A 16213-nucleotide genomic window follows, 5' to 3' on the forward strand; every position below is an offset into this window, starting at 1 on the left:
TTTCTGTTCTGTCCGTGCCTGAGCTGCCGCTCGTGCTCAGCGAGCGTCAGCCGAATCGAAGTGAGGGCTCAGCCCTCGGCATCCTCGGATGCCTCGGTGATCTCCTCATCCGGCACCTGCTTGCCGAAGGCGGGGTTGTGCGGTGCGCCGAGGGTGATGTGCACGCTCTGCTGATCGGTGTAGAAGTCGATCGAGCGGTACCCGCCCTCATGCCCGAGCCCGGATGCCTTGACGCCGCCGAACGGGGTGCGGAGGTCGCGCACGTTGTTCGAGTTCAGCCACACCATGCCCGCCTCCACGGCGCCGGCGAAGTTGTGCGCGCGCTTGAGGTCGTTGGTCCAGATGTAGGCGGCCAGGCCGTACCTCGTGTTGTTCGCCAGCGCGAGCGCCTCCTCCTCGGTGTCGAAGGGGGTGATGGCGACGACGGGTCCGAAGATCTCCTCCTGGAAGATGCGCGCATCCGGCGCCACGTCGGCGAATGCCGTCGGCGCGACGTAGTTGCCGGTCGGGAAGCCCTCGGGGCGACCGCCACCCGCGATCAGACGCCCCTCTGCCTTGCCGATCTCGACGTAGCTCATGACCTTCTCGTAGTGCTCGGGGTGCACCAGCGCGCCGACCTCGGTGGTCGGGTCGTGGGGCAGGCCGACCTTGACGCGCTTCGCGAGCGTGCCGAAGCGCTCGACGAACTCGTCGTAGATGCCGCGCTGCACGAGGATGCGGCTTCCCGCGGTGCAGCGCTCGCCGTTGAGCGAGTAGACGCCGAAGACGCAGGCATCCACCGCGGTCTCGAGGTCGGCGTCGTCGAAGACGACCGCCGGGCTCTTGCCGCCCAGCTCCATCGACAGACCCTTCAGGAAGGGTGCGGAGTTGCCGAAGATGATCTGGCCGGTGCGGCTCTCGCCGGTGAACGAGATGAGGGGAACGTCGGGGTGCTTCACGAGGGCGTCTCCGGCGTCTTCGCCGAGGCCGTTGACGAGGTTGAACACGCCCTGCGGGAGACCCGCCTCTTCGAAGATGCCCGCCCAGAGGGACGCTGACAGCGGCGTGAACTCCGCGGGCTTGAGCACCACGGTGTTGCCGGTGGCGAGTGCCGGGCCGAGCTTCCACGACTCGAGCATGAACGGCGTGTTCCACGGCGTGATGAGACCTGCGACGCCGATCGGCTTGCGGTTGACGTAGTTCATCTGCTTGCCGGGCACCTTGAACGCGTCATCGGCCTGCGCGACGATCAGGTCGGCGAAGAAGCGGAAGTTCTCGGCGGCGCGGCGGGCCTGGCCGAGCGCCTGGGTGATGGGCAGACCCGAGTCGAACGACTCGAGGTCGGCGAGGCGCGCGTCGCGCGATTCGACGATGTCGGCGATGCGGTGCAGCACGCGCGAGCGCTCGCGCGGCAGCATGCGCGGCCACGGGCCCTCGGTGAACGCGCGGCGGGCGGCGGCGACCGCGCGGTCGATGTCGGCCTTCTTGCCGGCGGCGGCGTGCACGTAGGTCTCGTTCGTGACGGGGTTGAGCACCTCGAAGGTGTCGCCGTCGATCGAATCGACGAATTCGCCGTCGATGTAGTGCTGGATCTTCGAGGGCAGGTCGGCGGGGGTGTACGCGTCGGTCATCATCGTCCTTCTTCGCTGGTGTGGGAGTGCCGGGCAGCCAGGAACGCGTCCCGGGTGCGCCAGCGGTGGTTTCGTGCGGACAGCTCGATCTCGAGCGGCTCGGCGCCGTCGCGGATCAGCTGGAGGATCTGGTCGTGCTCTTCGACCGAGTGCCGGGCCCGGCCCGGCACGTAGGCGAAGGTGGAGTCCCGGATGCCCGAGAGCCGCCCCCACCCGCGATGCACGAGGTCGAGGATGTGCGGGTTGGGGCACGGCTCGAACAGCACGGAGTGGAACTGCTGGTTCAGCTCGGTGAAGCGGTGGGCGTCGAAATCATCGAGCAGCGCGCGCATCTGCTCGTTGATCTCGTCGGCGCGTGCGAGGGCGTCGGCGGCGAGGAGGGGCGCGGAGAGCGCGGTCGCCGAGCCCTCGACCAGACCGAGGGTCTGCATGGTGTGCGCGTATTCGTCCTCGTCGATCAGCGACACGTGTGCGCCGACGTTGCGCTCGAAGGTGACGAAGCCCTCGGCCTCGAGGCGGCGGATGGCCTCGCGCACCGGCACGACGCTCATCTGCAGTTCGCGGGCGATCGCGCCGAGCACCAGCCGGTAGCCCGGCCCGTAAGCGTGCGAGGCGATGCGCGAGCGCAGCCACGTGTAGGCCTGCTCTGACTTGCTGCCCTCGCGGACGAGCGTCATGAATGGGTCCCTGAGCTTGTCGAAGGGCCCTGAGCCTGCCGAGCCTCGTACCGGGCGCGCCACTCGGCGTTCATCGGGAACAGCCCGTCGACGGCATTGCCGGCGGCGACCTGCTCGGCGATCCAGGCATCCTCGTCCTCCTGCGCGAGCGCCGCGTCCGCGACCTCCTCGGCGAGGTGCGCGGGGATGACGATCACGCCGTCGCCGTCGCCCACGATGACATCGCCGGGCTGCACAGTCGCTCCGCCGCAGCCGATCGTGACGTCGAACTCCCACGGCACGTGCTTCCGGCCGAGGACTGAGGGGTGCGCGCCCTTCGAGAAGACGGGCAGGCCGATCTCGGCGACCGCATCGAAGTCGCGCACGCCGCCGTCTGTGACGACGCCCGCTGCGCCCCGCGTCTTCGCGCGCAGCGCGAGGATGTCGCCGAGCGTGCCGGTGGTCTCGTCGCCGCGCGCCTCGATCACGATGATCTCGCCCTCGCCGACCGCGTCGAAGGCCCGCTTCTGCGCGTTGTACCCGCCGCCGTGGCTCTTGAAGAGGTCTTCGCGCGCGGGCACGAAGCGGAGCGTCTTGGCGGTGCCGACGATCTTCGCGCCGGGCAGGTTGGCGGACAGGCCGTCGATGAAGCAGGAGTGCAGGCCGCGCTTGCGCAGCTGGCTAGACAGCCCGGCGGTCGGGGCCGCCTCGAGCTTCGTGCGCAGCTCGGGGGACAGCCCCTCCTGGGTCCCTGAGCCTGCCGCCTCCTGGGTCCCTGAGCCTGCCGCCTCCTGGGTCCCTGAGCCTGCCGAAGGGCCCACCGGCAGCCCAGCGAGCTCACGCGAACCCCAGGCCTCGGCCCGCTGCAGGTCGTCGACGGCCGGCATCGAGCCGAGTGCGGGATCGAACTCGACCTCGCCCTGCGTGACGGTGGTGCGCAGCCGTCCGGACGAGGGGGCGCCGGGGGCATCCGGGGCATCCACCTCGATCTCGACCACGTCGCCCGGCACGATCACGCTGGACCCAGCGGGCGTGCCGGTGAGGATGATGTCGCCCGGCTCGAGAGTGAAGTGCTGCGAGAGGTCGGCGACGAGCTGGGGGAGGGGGAAGAGCAGGCCGGCCGTGGTGTCGTCCTGCGCGAGCTCGCCGTTCACCCATGCGCGCACGCGCAGAGACCCAGGGTCCACGCTCGCGGCGTCGATGAGCTCGGGGCCCAAAGGGGTGAAGCCGTCGCCGCCCTTGGAGCGGACGTTCGAGCCCTTGTCGTTGGCGCGCAGATCGTAGAGGCCGAGATCGTTCGACGCGGTGACCGATGCCACGTGCGCCCATGCCTCGTCGACCGAGACACGGCGGGCGGCGGTGCCGATGATCAGGGCGATCTCGCCCTCGAAGGCGAGCAGCTCGGTGCCCGCGGGGCGCTCGACCGTGCCGTCGGTGCCGGCGAGGGAGCTGGCGGGCTTGAAGAAGTAGGACGGGGCGGCCGGGCGGCGGCCGCGCTGGTCGGCGCGGGAGACGTAGTTGAGGTGGATCGCGATGATCTTGCCTGCTCGGGCGATCTCGGTCATAGGGCGCCTCCTTGCCTGGTGCACGGGCGACTCGGGGAGTCCTTGTGCGTCGTATCCGAAATCGTATATGATCCTGATGCGGGTGGCAAGCATCCCTGCAGACCACCCCCGACAGAGCCGTCAAAGGAGCATCATGAACGAGCAGTCACGCCGTTCCCGGGCATCCAGAGCCCCCGAGGGATTCACTCCCACCGGCACGATCGCCAGCCCGGCCGATCGCCGCCGCGTCGTCTTCGCGACGGTGGTCGGCACCACCGTCGAGTGGTACGACTTCTTCATCTACGCCACCGCGGTCGGACTGGTCTTCGGCCAGCTCTTCTTCGCTCCTCTCGGAGCGAACAGCGTGCTGATCGGCTTCGCGACGGTGGGCATCAGCTTCCTGTTCCGTCCGCTGGGCGCCTTCCTCGCCGGGCACTTCGGTGACAAGGTGGGCCGCAAGTCCGTGCTGATGTGGACGCTGATCCTCATGGGCGCGGCGACCGCGCTGATCGGCGTGCTGCCGACCTACGACGCGATCGGCGTGGGCGCTCCGCTGCTGCTGGTGCTGCTGCGCATCCTGCAGGGTCTGTCTGCGGGTGGCGAGTGGGGCGGCGCGGTGCTCATGGCCGTCGAGCACGCCCCCAAGGCCAAGCGCGGCATCTTCGGCGCCTCGCCCCAGATCGGCGTGCCGCTCGGCCTTCTGCTGGCCTCGGGCGTGATGGCGATCATGACGGCTATCGCCCCGGGTGACCAGTTCCTGTCGTGGGGCTGGCGCGTTCCGTTCCTGCTCAGCGTCGTGCTGATCCTCATCGGCTACTACGTGCGACGCAACGTCGAGGAGAGCCCGGTGTTCGCCGAGCTCGCCGAGCGCAAGGAGGAGGCGCGGATGCCGATCGTGCAGCTGTTCCGCAAGCACCTGCTGCTCGTGATCATCGCCGCGCTGGTCTTCGCGGGCAACAACGCCGTGGGGTACATGACCACCGGTGGCTACATCCAGAACTACGCCACGAATCCCGAGGGCCCGCTCGCGCTCGAGCGCGGACCCGTGCTGTGGGCCGTCACCGGCTCCGCGGTGACCTGGCTGCTCTCGACCCTGCTGGCCGGCTTCGTCAGCGACAAGCTGGGCCGTCGCACCACGTACATCATCGGATGGGTGCTGCAGCTGGGCGGCGTGTTCGCGCTGTTCCCGCTGGTCAACACCGGCAGCATCGGTCTGCTCTTCGCCGGCCTCGCGATCCTCACCCTCGGACTCGGCTTCACCTATGGCCCGCAGGCGGCGCTGTACACCGAGCTCTTCCCGGCCAGCATCCGGTTCTCAGGAGTGTCGATCTCGTACGCGATCGGCGCCATCGCCGGCGGCGCGTTCGCGCCGACCATCGCCACGGCGCTGGTGCAGGCGACCGGAACGACCATGTCGGTCACGTGGTACCTCGCGGGCATGACCGTGATCGGACTCGTCGCGACGCTTCTGCTCCGCGACCGCAGCGGCATCCCGCTCGGTCCTGACCACGAGGCCGAGCAGGCGGTCAGCCCGATCCACGGAATGGCGCGGGCCTGAGCATCCGTCACCTCTGAGCGACCTGCGGGCCTGGAGCGCGATTCATCGAATCGTCCTCCAGGCCCGCTGTCATCCTCGCGGGTGCGAGCGGACGCTCAGCCGTCGAGGGCGGCCCTGATGACCTCCGCCGAGCGGGTCAGGCGCTCAGCCATCGCGGCATCCGCGACGCGGGATGCCACGTGCACCACCGCGAGGGCCGCAGGACGCGCCCCGCGCAGCGACAACGGCACGGCGATGGACTGCAGGTTCGGGATCACCTCGTCGTGGCTGAGCGCATAGCCGCGCTCGCGCACAGTCTCGACCTCGGCGCGCAGCGCGGCATCGACGGCGGGCCATTCGGCATCCCGCATCTGCGCCAGGATCGCCTTGCCCGGCGCGCCCACCGTGACCGGATGCCTGGTGCCCGGCCGCTGCGCGACATTCGCGACGGCATGACGCGGCTCGACGCTGGTGAGGGTGATGACCTCGTCGCCGTCGAGCACGGCGAGGAAGGCCGTGTGGCCGAGCTCGTTCGCCACCGCGGTCAGCTCGGGCAGCGCCTCGGCGTGCAGATCGTGCGCGACGCCGGCCGCGAGGGCGGCCATGCGCGGGCCCAGAGCCATGCGGCCGGACGCATCGCGGATGACGAGGCGGTGATCCTCAAGGGTGCGCAGCAGGCGGTATGCGATCGAGCGGTGCACGTCCAGGCGCGTGGCGACCTCATCGATCGACAGCGGGCCGTCGGCGAGGATCTCGAGGATCCGGATGCCGCGGCTCAGGGTCTGCGATGCGGGGGCTGCCGTCATCGGCCGCTCCTGTTCTCTTGTGGCGACCTGCGCCGTCATATACGATCTGTTCAATAGTAGAACGCTGTGTTCCAATATAGAACACGCCGGAAGGAATCGACGACGATGCAGTTCCACCATCACGGCTACGTGTCCCACGACCCGCGAGTGCTCCAGGCCGAGGGGCTGGGGCTCGACCGGCCCGACGCGCTGCCCGACGAGGTGGACGTGCTGATCGTCGGCTCGGGCCCTGCCGGCATGCTTCTCGCCGCGCAGATGTCGCAGTACCCGAACGTGAGCACGCGCATCATCGAGAAGCGCGACGGTCGCCTCGTGCTGGGCCAGGCCGACGGCATCCAGCCGCGCAGCGTCGAGACGTTCCAGGCCTTCGGCTTCGCCGAGCGCATCGTCGCCGAGGCGTACAACATCGGCTGGATGAACTTCTGGGGACCGGATCCCGAGAACCGGCAGAACATCGTCCGCACCGCCCGCACGGCTGACTACGCCTACGACATCTGCGAGTTCCCGCACCTGATCGTCAACCAGGCGCGTGTGCTCGACTACTTCGCCGAGGCGGCCGCTCATGGTCCGGGGCGCATCGTGCCCGACTACGGCGTCGAGTTCGCAGGGCTCACCGTGCATGACGACGGGGAACATCCAGTCGAGGTGCAGGTCCGGGATGCCGGTGAGGAGCGCACGATCCACGCGAAGTACGTCGTCGGGTGCGACGGCGCCCGCAGCGGCGTGCGCAAGGCGATCGGACGCACGCACGTCGGCGACATGGCCGCGCACGCCTGGGGCGTCATGGACGTGCTCGTGAACACCGACTTCCCGGACTGGCGCACCAAGTGCGCGATCAACGCCGAGGCCGGCAACATCCTGCACATCCCGCGCGAGGGCGGATATCTCAGCCGCATGTACATCGATCTGGGTGAGGTCGCCGCCGATGATGACCACCGGGTGCGCCAGACGCCGATCGAGGCGATCATCCGCAAGGCGAACGAGATCCTGCATCCGTACTCGATCGACGTCAAGGACGTCGCCTGGCACAGCGTCTACGAGGTGGGCCATCGGGTGACCGACGGCTTCGACGACGTCATCGACGGCAGCGGTCGCACGCCGCGCGTCTTCCTCACCGGCGACGCCTGCCACACGCACAGCGCGAAGGCCGGTCAGGGCATGAACGTCTCGATGCAGGACGGCTTCAACCTCGGTTGGAAGCTCGGCTCGGTGCTCACCGGACGCAGCCCCGAGACGCTGCTGGCCACCTACGGCGCCGAGCGCCGACCCGTCGCGCAGCAGCTGATCGACTTCGACCGCGAGTGGTCGAGCCTGATGGCTCGCAAGCCCGAGGAGATCTCCGACCCGCAGGAGCTGGCAACCTTCTACCTGGGCACCGCCGAGTTCCCCTCCGGCTTCATGACGCAGTACATGGAGTCGATGATCACCGGCACGGACGCGCACCAGTCGCTCGCCGCCGGCTTCCCGCTCGGCAAGCGTTTCAAGTCGGCCGAGGTCACCCGCGTATGCGACGGCAACGTCATCCACCTCGGTCATCACGCCAAGGCCGACGGACGCTGGCGCGTTTACGCCTTTGGCGACGCCTCGGGCGAGCGGCTGAATGCGTGGGCGGCACGGGCGGCTGAGGTCTTCGCTCGGTTCACCCCGGCCGAGGCCGACGTGGACGCGGTGTTCGACGTGAAGGCCGTCTACCAGGGCTCGCACGAGGACGTCGAGGTGACGACGGTGCCCGAGCTGTTCGCCCCGAAGACAGGGCCGCTCGGGCTGACCGACTGGGAGAAGGTCTACGCCGCAGCCCCGAGCAAGTGGAACAGCACCGACATCTTCGAGGCGCGCGAGCTGTCGCGCGACGGGGTCGTGATCGTGGTGCGTCCCGATCAGTACGTCGCCGCGATCCTCCCTCTCGACGCGGTCGACGAGCTCGCGACGTTCTTCGAGGGCGCCCTGCTGCCGGCGTGAGCGGCGATCAGCCGCCGATCGGGATCACCGCGCCGGAGACTTCCACGCGCACCGGCACATCCGGCCGCCCGAGTGCGTCGGCGATGGCGGCACCGATCTCCTCGAGCGTCTTCTCGGGCTCTTCGGCCAGACCGAGACGGATGCCGGAGGCATCGTTCTCCACGGCGCCGAGCACGAGCTGCACGCCGGGCACGAGGCCCGGCTTCATCGCACGGGCGACGAGCTCCTGAAGTTCACCGGGCGGGAAGTCGGCTGAGTGGATCACGACGTCGAGCCCGCTCGGCGCCTCCGACACGTGCGCCCGCAGCGCATCCGTCGGCTCGCCGTACCAGACGATCGTGAAGAGCGTGCCATCCTGCGAGGTCCACGGAGAGCCGAAGTTCGGATCTGCGTGGAAGGCGCTCTGCAGCGCCGTCTGCCAGCGCATGACGTCGCCATCGGTCGCGCCGCCGAGTGCCTCGGCGTCATCCGAGCCGAGGAACCCCAGCCCCGGTGGCAGGGTCTCCTCGATGAGCTCGAGAGTGTGCGGACCCGGGGGAGCGGTAGGCTCGGCCGTCGCTCGTCCCTGCGCCGCGGCGAGGCCGACGACGATGAGGACGGCAGCGACCACGACGGCGACGGTGATGATGGTGGCCCGCAGACGAGGCCGCTGGGAGCCGGCGGCCGGCGAGATCTCGCCCATCGGCGGCCTCCTTCGACTCGGTTCCACGCAGTCTAGCCACGGGCGTCTCGTCGCGCCCGCGGAATGCAGGACTTCACGCAAAACGCAGGAGCCGATCTCGAATCGGCTCCTGCGTTTCGTGCGTTCTCCTGCAAACCGTGTGATCCGGATGCCGCATCAGGAGTTCACGCGGATGATCTCCTCCTGGTACGGGGCGACGACCGTGCTCGAGATGCGCAGGTCGAGCACCAGGAAGCGCCGCTCGGCCGGGTTCTCGGATGCCCAGCTGCGCAGCCGGTCGAGGTCGTGGAGCGTGCGCACCACGACGCCCTCGGCGCCGACGGCTCCCGCGAAGGCGGCGAAGTCGACCTCGGGGATGAGCATCGGGCCTTCGGCCAGGCCCTTGAGGCCGTAGAGGTTGACCTCGGCGCCGTAGGCGGCGTCGTTCCAGATCACCGCAACGCCTCGTCCGACGGCCGCTCGCACGGCGGACTCGAGGTCGGCGATCGCCATCAGCCCACCGCCATCGCCCGAGGTGAGCACGATCGTCTGCTCCGGGCGGGCGCGGGTGGCGCCGACGACGCTCGGCCAGCCCTGGCCGATGGACTGGAAGGCGGTGCCGACCATCATCATGCGGTCGGGAGCGGCGACCGGCCAGTACATGTTCGCCCAGCCGATGAAGTGGCCGCCGTCCGAGACGACGACGCGGTCTTCGGGCAGCAGCTCGGCGATGCGGCGCGCGGCGGAGCGCGGGTCGAGGCGGCCGTCGGAGGCGAGCTCGTCTCCTTCTGCGTAGGTGCGGGCGGATGCCACATCGACGGATTCGCGCCAGGGCTGCGTGGCAGCTCCGGAGATCCGAGCTGCGGCAGCTCCGTCGGCCGATGTGTCGGCGGGGACCGCGGTCGCTTCTCCGGAGCGCTGCAGCCGCGCGACCAGGGCCTCGGCCGCCAGTCGCGCGTCCGCCCGCACGTAGCCGCCGACGTGGGCGTGCGTCGCCGCCGGTGCCACGTCGATCTGGAACACGCGGGTGCCGGGAGCGAACAGCTCACCGAAGCGCATCGTGAACTGGTTGAGCGACGCGCCGAAGACGACGGCGACATCGGCCTGGCGGATCAGATCCATGGCTCCCTCGGCGCCGAAGCCGCCGGTCACGCCGAGGTCGTAGCGGGTGTCGGGGAAGACTCCCCTTCCCAGGGCGGTGGATGCCGTGAGCGCGCCGGTCGCCTCTGCGAGCGCACCGAGTGGCGCGCTCGCCCCGGACAGCCAGGCGCCGCGACCGGCGAGCAGGAACGGGCGCTCGGCCGACTGCAGCGCGTGAGCGATCTCGTCGAGCATCCCGTCGGCGAACTCACCGCGCGGGGCGAGGGGTGTCGTGATCCGCGGGGCGGGAGCCTCGGCGACGGGGCCGGCTTCGAGCGAGGCGACGTCGTAGGGGATCGCGAGCACGACGGGGATCCGGTAGGTGAGAGCGTGTTCGATCGCGATGACGGTGGTGGCGGCGGCATCCGCATGACCGGTCGTATAGGTGCGCGCGCCGACCGCCGAAGCCATCGCGATCTGATCGACGTCCCACGGCCGGGGGCCGGAGGTGGGCTCGTCGCCCACGACGAGCACGAGCGGCACGTGCGCCTGCACGGCCTCGGCCAGAGCAGTGAGGGTATTGGTGAACCCGGCGCCGTACGTCGAGGTGGCGGCAGCGATCCGGCCGGATGCCCGGAAGTGCGCGTCAGCGGCGACGACGGCGCCCTGCTCGTGGCGCACCGCAGTGAAGACGGCGTCGGTCTGCTTCTCGATCGCATCGAGGAAGTACGCGTTGCCGTTGCCCATCACGCCGAAGACGTGGTCGATGTGCTGGGCGAGGGTGAGGGCGACATGTGCGGAGACGATGGGCATGGTGAAGCGCCTTTCAAGACAGGGAACGGAGAAATCCGTATGTGTCTCGCGTCTCTCGCCGCATCGCGGAGTGCTTCGTGCCCCTTTTTCGAGCATCGGCCTCACCGGCCGGACCCTCCGATTCTACCCGGCGGCGCAGGTGCGTCCGAGCGGAGGCCGGTGCCGCAATATAGCCTCCGCAGCGCCAGGCGTCGAGGGCGTGGCGCAGACGCGAGGGGACGCGGAAGCTGGGTGGTCACAGCACGATGGCAGAAGCACGGAGGGGCGACATGTCCGGAAACCTGGAGCAGTCGGCATCGCAGGGCGACACGCAGAGCAGCACCGCGAAGGAGCAGCAGGCGCCGTCGCCCGATGACGCGCGCAAACCTCAGACCCCGCCGCAGATCGACAAGCCCTCTTGGAAGTATGTCTTCAAGCGCGCCCTGTCCGAGTTCTCCCGTGACCGATGCACCACACTCGCTGCTGCGCTGACCTACTACAGCGTGCTGGCGATCTTCCCCGCACTGCTCGCCATCGTCTCGCTCGTCGGTCTGTTCGGCCAGGCGAAGCAGACGACGGATCTGCTTCTGGGTGTGCTGGGGCGGGTGGCGGACGAGTCAGTCGTGGAGGTGCTGCGTCAGCCGATCGAGCAGCTGGCGCAGTCGAATGCCGCGGGCCTCGCGCTCTTCATCGGTCTGGCCGGCGCCATCTGGTCGGCCTCGGGATACGTCAGCGCGTTCTCGCAGGCCATGAACACCGTCTACGAGATCGACGAGGGCCGCCCGTTCTGGAAGCTGCGGCCGATGGTGCTGCTGCTGACGGTCATCCTGCTCGTCATCGCCGTCGCGATCGTGCTGCTGCTGATCATCTCCGGCCCGATCGCCGAAGCCATCGGCGAGGCGATCGGATTGGGCGAGGTCGCCGTCACCGTGTGGAACATCGCGAAGTGGCCGGTCATCGTGATCCTCGCCATTCTGGCTCTGGCGATCCTGTACTACGGCAGCCCCAACGTGAAGCAGCCGAAGTTCCGCTGGATGAGCCTGGGGGCCCTCGTCGCACTGCTCATCATGGTGATCGCCTCGCTCGGGTTCTTCTTCTACGTGATCAATTTCAGCAACTACCAGAAGACGTACGGCAGCATCGCGGGAGTCATCATCCTGCTGCTGTGGCTCTGGATCGTGAACCTGTCGCTGCTCTTCGGTGCGGAGTTCGACGCCGAGATGGAACGCGGTCGTCAACTGCAGGCCGGCATCGAGGCGGAGGAGAGCATCCAGCTGCCCCCGCGTGACGACCGGCAGAGCAAGAAGATGCAGGAGAAGGAGCAGAAGACCATCGAAGAGGGCCGAAAGCTGCGACTGAACGCCGAGAACGGCTCTCACGACGATGGCGACGACCACCCCGATGCGGACGGACGGAGGCGCTGAGCGCTAACCGTGCAGGGCGTGCTCTGCCGCGAGTTCGAGGGTCGAGACCGAGCGGTCGTCCAGCCGGATCGCGGTGACGGACTCCGCCGGAAGGGCCGTCCAGCCGTCGCCTGCGACGCCGGTCGAGCCGATCGCGATCGTCCCGTCGGCCCCCGCACGCCAGCGCAGGGCGAAGTAGTCCTCGTTGTGCTCGCTCGGCAGCACGTCGGCCAGCGGGGCGAGGCGGGACAGGTCGTGGTCCGTGAGGATGCTGGTGGCGCTGGCGTGCACGACGATGAGCTCCTCGTCATCGAGCAGCAGAGCGTTCAGGCTCGCGAGCGGGAACAGGTCCCGCAGCATCGCGGCGACACGGGTCGTCGCCTCATGCAGGCTGAGGCCCTCGGCGACCTTCTCGCGGATCAGCGCGAAGTACATCTCGCTGTCGGTCGTGCCTGTGAGCGTCGCGACGCTCTCGGCAGAGAGAAGAGCGTGCAGACGCTCGAGAGGCTTGAGCGAGCCGTTGTGCGCGAATGCGACGCCGTCGATCTCGAACGGATGCGCGTTGCAGTCGTTCACGGGCAGACCTGCGGTCGCCCAGCGCAGATGCACGATGGCTGCGCGCGACTCGGCATCCATAGCCCGGTCGAAGGCGGCGTCGCCGATGGCCGAGCTCGCGGAGCGCAGCGCGTCGGGCTGCTGCCCGGCTTCCGCCACCCCGGCCCAGCCCCAGCCGTCACCGTGCAGACGCGCGAGCGAGAGCAGGCTCTGCATGCCATCGTCGCCGAGCTCGTGGCGAGCGGCGGAGTGATCGGACGAGACGAAGGCGAACAGGCGGCACACAGTGAAAGAACCTCGGAAATCGGGATGAGAGGTGCGGCGGGTGACGCGACCCCTGCTACTTTTCTACCTCATCCCGCCTGGACAGAGGCAGAATCCGTTCGTTCGACATGCCCCAGGTGTAACAGAATGGAGCGATGACTGAGGCAGCGATCGAGCGCGAGACGCTCACCTGGGATGGATTCGGCGATGCGACGCGAGTGCTCGCGCGGGACATCATCGACAGCGGCTTCATGCCGGAGGTGGTCGTCGCCATCGCCCGCGGTGGGCTGCTGCCGGCCGGAGCGATCGCCTACGGTCTGGGCGCGAAGAACTGCGGCGCGATCAACATGGAGTTCTACACCGGGATCGGCACCGTTCTGGACGCTCCCGAGGTGCTGCCGCCCGAGCTCGACATGGAGTACCTGAACGGGCGTCGCGTGCTGCTCGTGGATGACGTGGCGGATTCCGGTCGCACGCTCGCGCTCGCCGTGCAGCTGCTGAAGGAGAAGGGCGCCGACGTGCGCTCGGTCACGATCTACACCAAGCCGTCGACGATCATCCAGCCCGACTTCGCCTGGAAGGACACTGATCGGTGGATCAACTTCCCGTGGTCGTTCAAGGGCACGGTCGTCGAGGAGGATCAGGGGCTGCCGGCCAGCGCGTGACGCGTTTCGACTCACTGCGTTCGCTCAACGACCGGGGAGTGGGTGCTGCCGGGGCGGTTGTCGAGGCGAGGCGAGGCGAGGCGAGGCGTGAGCGTCTCAGCTGCGCAGGAGCGACCTGAGCGACTGGATGGTGTCGGCCTCGCCGGCCGTCTTGTCGGGGCGATAGCCCTTGACGCGGGCGAAGCGCAGCGCGATGCCGCCCGGATACCGGGGTGAGCGCTGCACGCCGTCGATCGCGATCTCGACGACGGTCTCTGGTCGCAGGAAGACGGTGCTCGCCGTGCGACGGGTCTCGAGCGCGGGGAAGTTCTCGGTCTGCCAGCGCAGCAGCTCGTCGGTGAGCCCCTTGAACGTCTTGCCGACCATCACGAACCCGCCCGGCTCGCCGAAGTCGCCGTCGGGGTCCCGCGCGCCGAGGTGCAGGTTCGACAGCATCCCCGTTCGCCGGCCCGACCCCCACTCGGCGCCGAGCACGACCAGGTCGTAGGTGAGCACCGGTTTCACCTTCACCCACGACTTGCCCCGGCGCCCGGCGGTGTATGTCGATTCGACCGCTTTGACCAGCACGCCCTCGTGGCCGGCGGCAAGGGCGTCGCGCGAGAGCCGCTCGGCCTCCTCCGCATCGTCGGTGACGATGCCCGGCATCCGCCAGTCGCCGGCCACGCGCTCGAGCTCGGCGAGCCGCACGCTGAGGGGCTCGTCGATGAGGTCGCGGCCGTCGACGTGCAGGATGTCGAAGAACCAGGGGCGCAGCGCGATCTCGCGGGCGACGTCGGCTCCGAAGCGCGACATCGTCTCCTGGAACGGCCGAGGCCCGCCGTCCTCATCGAGCGACAGCGTCTCGCCGTCGAGGATCACATCGTGCGCGGGCAGCGAGCGCACGATCTCGACCAGTTCCGGCACGCGATGCGTGACGTCGGCGAGGCTTCGGGTGTAGACGCCGACCTCATCACCGCGCCGGTGCACCTGGATTCGCGCCCCGTCGAGTTTGTACTCCACCGACGCTCGACCCGTGATCTCCAGTGCTGCGGTCGGCGTGGCCGCGGTGGATGCGAGCATCGGCATCACGGGCCGTCCGACGGCCAGCCCGACGGCATCGAGATCGCCCTCATCACCGGTCAGCGCGACGACGGCCGTCTCGCCGAGATCGCCGGAGAGCATCGCCGCGCGACGCACCGCAGCCACTGGACGATCCGAGGCGCGGGCGATCGCGTCGAGCAGCACACCGCTGAGCGCTCCGGTGCGCAGCTCGCCCATCATCGCGCGCGACAGCAGATGCCATTCCGCTGCGGTGCACCGTGCGGCGAGCCCCTGCAGCACGCCCTGCCGCGCGGCGGTCGAGCCCGTTCCGGATGTAGCGGCAAGGGCATCCAGCGCCTGATCGACCTCCGCGATCGTGAGCGTCGGAGCCTCGGCGTGCTCGGCCTCGAGCCCGCTCAGCGTGCGCCAGCCGACGCCGAGCCGGCCCTGCCGAGGTGCGGCGAGCAGCAGCCCGATCAGCGGACGCAGCTCCTTGGGCGGCGCGGCCGCCAGCAGCCGTGCGAGTGCATCGATCTTGGCCAGGCGGGATGAGGTGGCGGTGACCTCATCGGTCGCGGTGAGCAGCTCGGAGAGCATCATCCCTGCATCGTGTCACCGGCCGCCGACATGGATGCAGGGGGTTGCGCGTACCGGGTTTCCCACCCGCCGGGCGAGGTACGGGATGGGAGACGCTGGTGGCGGCTGCTTGGTACCGGCGTTTTCCGTCTCTTCAGCGAACGAGGGATGGGAAATGCTGGTGGCGGATGCTTGGTACCGGCGTTTTCCGTCTCTTCAGCGAACGAGGGATGGAAAACGCCGGGGGGAATGCCGGGTACCGGTGTTTTCCGTCTCCGGCAAGCCGCGTCAGTGACCGCGGAACTCCGGGTTCCGCTTCTGCTGGAAAGCGGCGAATCCCTCGCGGTAGTCGTCGGTGTCGCAGAGGGCGGCCTGCGCGGCGTTCTCGAGGTCGACCGATTCCCACAGGGCTATCCGCTCGTCGCGGATCCGGGCGATGAGCTGCTTGCTCGCGAGGAACGCCGCGGTCGCGCCGCGTGCGGCGGCGCGCGCGGCATCCTCGGTCGCCGTCTGCACCGCCTCGTCGGGGAAGACTCGGGAGAAGAGCCCGGATGCCACTGCCTCTGAACCCGACATGAGGCGGCCGGTGTAGATGAGGTCGAGGGTCTTGTGGGCGCCGAGCCGCTCGGCGAACAGAGCGTGTCCGCCGGAGTCGAGCGTCGCGCCGAGCGCGGCGAACGGGGAGCCGATCTTCGCCGACTCGGCGACGTAGACCACATCGGTGGCGATGAGGAGTCCGAGGCCGACACCCAGGCAGGCGCCGTGCGCGGCGGCGAAGGTGGGCGCGGGAAATGGCGCCATGCGCTTCAGCAGCGGCGTGACGATGCCGCCGAGGTAGCCCAGGACGTCGTCGTCGCGCGGGTCGACCGCGGAGATGTCGCGGCCAGCGCAGAACGCGCGCCCCTCGCCACGCAGCACCAGCGCGCGCACACCAGCATGCTCGGCCTCGTCGTACGCCGCCCGCAGTTCGTGCAGCGCCCGCTCATCGAGCGCGTTGAGCCGCTCCGGCGCGTTGAGCGTGATGTGGGCGACGTCGTCGGCGATGTGCAGGTCGATCATGCGCACTCCTTAGATCTGGTTCCCTG

13 protein-coding genes are annotated in these 16213 nt (G+C 69.2%); 4 read left to right on the plus strand and 9 right to left on the minus strand.

The window, feature by feature from the left end:
• Positions 1–68 precede the first annotated feature (68 nt).
• Genes hpaE through ACIPV2_RS02370 form a run of 3 tightly spaced genes read right to left on the minus strand, consistent with a single transcriptional unit; the run spans position 69 to position 3831 of the window.
• Positions 69–1610: a 5-carboxymethyl-2-hydroxymuconate semialdehyde dehydrogenase gene (hpaE, locus tag ACIPV2_RS02360; RefSeq protein ID WP_400837969.1), complete on the minus strand. Its 1542-nt coding sequence runs from the start codon at positions 1608–1610 to the stop codon at positions 69–71.
• Positions 1610–2287: a GntR family transcriptional regulator gene (locus ACIPV2_RS02365; protein ID WP_400837972.1), complete on the minus strand. Its 678-nt coding sequence runs from the start codon at positions 2285–2287 to the stop codon at positions 1610–1612. Before ACIPV2_RS02365 ends, hpaE begins: the two co-directional genes overlap by 1 nt.
• Positions 2284–3831 (minus strand): fumarylacetoacetate hydrolase family protein, encoded by a 1548-nt coding sequence (locus ACIPV2_RS02370; RefSeq protein WP_400837975.1) that lies wholly within the window; start codon positions 3829–3831, stop codon positions 2284–2286. Before ACIPV2_RS02370 ends, ACIPV2_RS02365 begins: the two co-directional genes overlap by 4 nt.
• Positions 3832–3964: 133 nt before the next feature.
• Here ACIPV2_RS02370 and ACIPV2_RS02375 point away from each other — a divergent pair, with 133 nt between their 5' ends.
• Entirely contained in the window at positions 3965–5368 is a 1404-nt protein-coding gene (locus tag ACIPV2_RS02375) for an MFS transporter (RefSeq protein WP_400837978.1), read from the plus strand.
• A 95-nt stretch (positions 5369–5463) separates the two neighbouring features.
• Here ACIPV2_RS02375 and ACIPV2_RS02380 read toward each other — a convergent pair whose 3' ends face one another.
• A complete protein-coding gene (locus ACIPV2_RS02380; protein ID WP_400837981.1) occupies positions 5464–6153 on the minus strand; it encodes an IclR family transcriptional regulator in 690 nt (229 codons plus the stop codon).
• A gap of 105 nt (positions 6154–6258) precedes the next feature.
• Between ACIPV2_RS02380 and ACIPV2_RS02385 the strand changes: the two genes are divergently transcribed.
• The gene (locus tag ACIPV2_RS02385) at positions 6259–8112 is read left to right on the plus strand and encodes an FAD-dependent monooxygenase (protein ID WP_400837984.1); all 1854 of its coding nucleotides are present in this window, start codon (positions 6259–6261) and stop codon (positions 8110–8112) included.
• Positions 8113–8119: 7 nt separating this feature from the next.
• Here ACIPV2_RS02385 and ACIPV2_RS02390 read toward each other — a convergent pair whose 3' ends face one another.
• Together ACIPV2_RS02390 and ACIPV2_RS02395 are read right to left on the minus strand one after the other, a co-directional pair.
• Positions 8120–8794 carry a hypothetical protein gene (locus tag ACIPV2_RS02390; RefSeq protein ID WP_400837987.1) on the minus strand — a complete coding sequence of 225 codons (675 nt, stop codon included), beginning with the start codon at positions 8792–8794 and terminating at the stop codon, positions 8120–8122.
• Positions 8795–8950: 156 nt separating this feature from the next.
• Positions 8951–10666, minus strand: coding sequence for a thiamine pyrophosphate-binding protein (locus ACIPV2_RS02395; RefSeq protein ID WP_400837990.1), 1716 nt, complete (start codon positions 10664–10666; stop codon positions 8951–8953).
• A 269-nt stretch (positions 10667–10935) separates the two neighbouring features.
• Here ACIPV2_RS02395 and ACIPV2_RS02400 point away from each other — a divergent pair, with 269 nt between their 5' ends.
• Complete coding sequence (locus ACIPV2_RS02400; RefSeq protein ID WP_400837993.1) at positions 10936–12069, plus strand: YihY/virulence factor BrkB family protein; 1134 nt, start codon at positions 10936–10938, stop codon at positions 12067–12069.
• Between the two features lie 3 nt (positions 12070–12072).
• On the opposite strand, the gene ACIPV2_RS02405 is transcribed toward ACIPV2_RS02400, so the two are convergent.
• On the minus strand, positions 12073–12888 hold the full coding sequence (locus ACIPV2_RS02405; RefSeq protein WP_400837996.1) for a class II glutamine amidotransferase: 816 nt from the start codon (positions 12886–12888) through the stop codon (positions 12073–12075).
• 134 nt (positions 12889–13022) lie between these two features.
• Here ACIPV2_RS02405 and ACIPV2_RS02410 point away from each other — a divergent pair, with 134 nt between their 5' ends.
• Positions 13023–13532: a phosphoribosyltransferase gene (locus ACIPV2_RS02410; RefSeq protein ID WP_101187363.1), complete on the plus strand. Its 510-nt coding sequence runs from the start codon at positions 13023–13025 to the stop codon at positions 13530–13532.
• A 96-nt stretch (positions 13533–13628) separates the two neighbouring features.
• On the opposite strand, the gene ACIPV2_RS02415 is transcribed toward ACIPV2_RS02410, so the two are convergent.
• Together ACIPV2_RS02415 and ACIPV2_RS02420 are read right to left on the minus strand one after the other, a co-directional pair.
• Positions 13629–15152 carry an ATP-dependent DNA ligase gene (locus ACIPV2_RS02415; protein ID WP_400838000.1) on the minus strand — a complete coding sequence of 508 codons (1524 nt, stop codon included), beginning with the start codon at positions 15150–15152 and terminating at the stop codon, positions 13629–13631.
• Between the two features lie 264 nt (positions 15153–15416).
• Positions 15417–16187, minus strand: coding sequence for an enoyl-CoA hydratase/isomerase family protein (locus ACIPV2_RS02420; protein ID WP_400838003.1), 771 nt, complete (start codon positions 16185–16187; stop codon positions 15417–15419).
• Positions 16188–16213 lie beyond the last annotated feature (26 nt).

Origin of the sequence: Microbacterium sp. NPDC089987, assembly GCF_044748505.1 — a bacterium.
Lineage (GTDB): Bacteria > Actinomycetota > Actinomycetes > Actinomycetales > Microbacteriaceae > Microbacterium.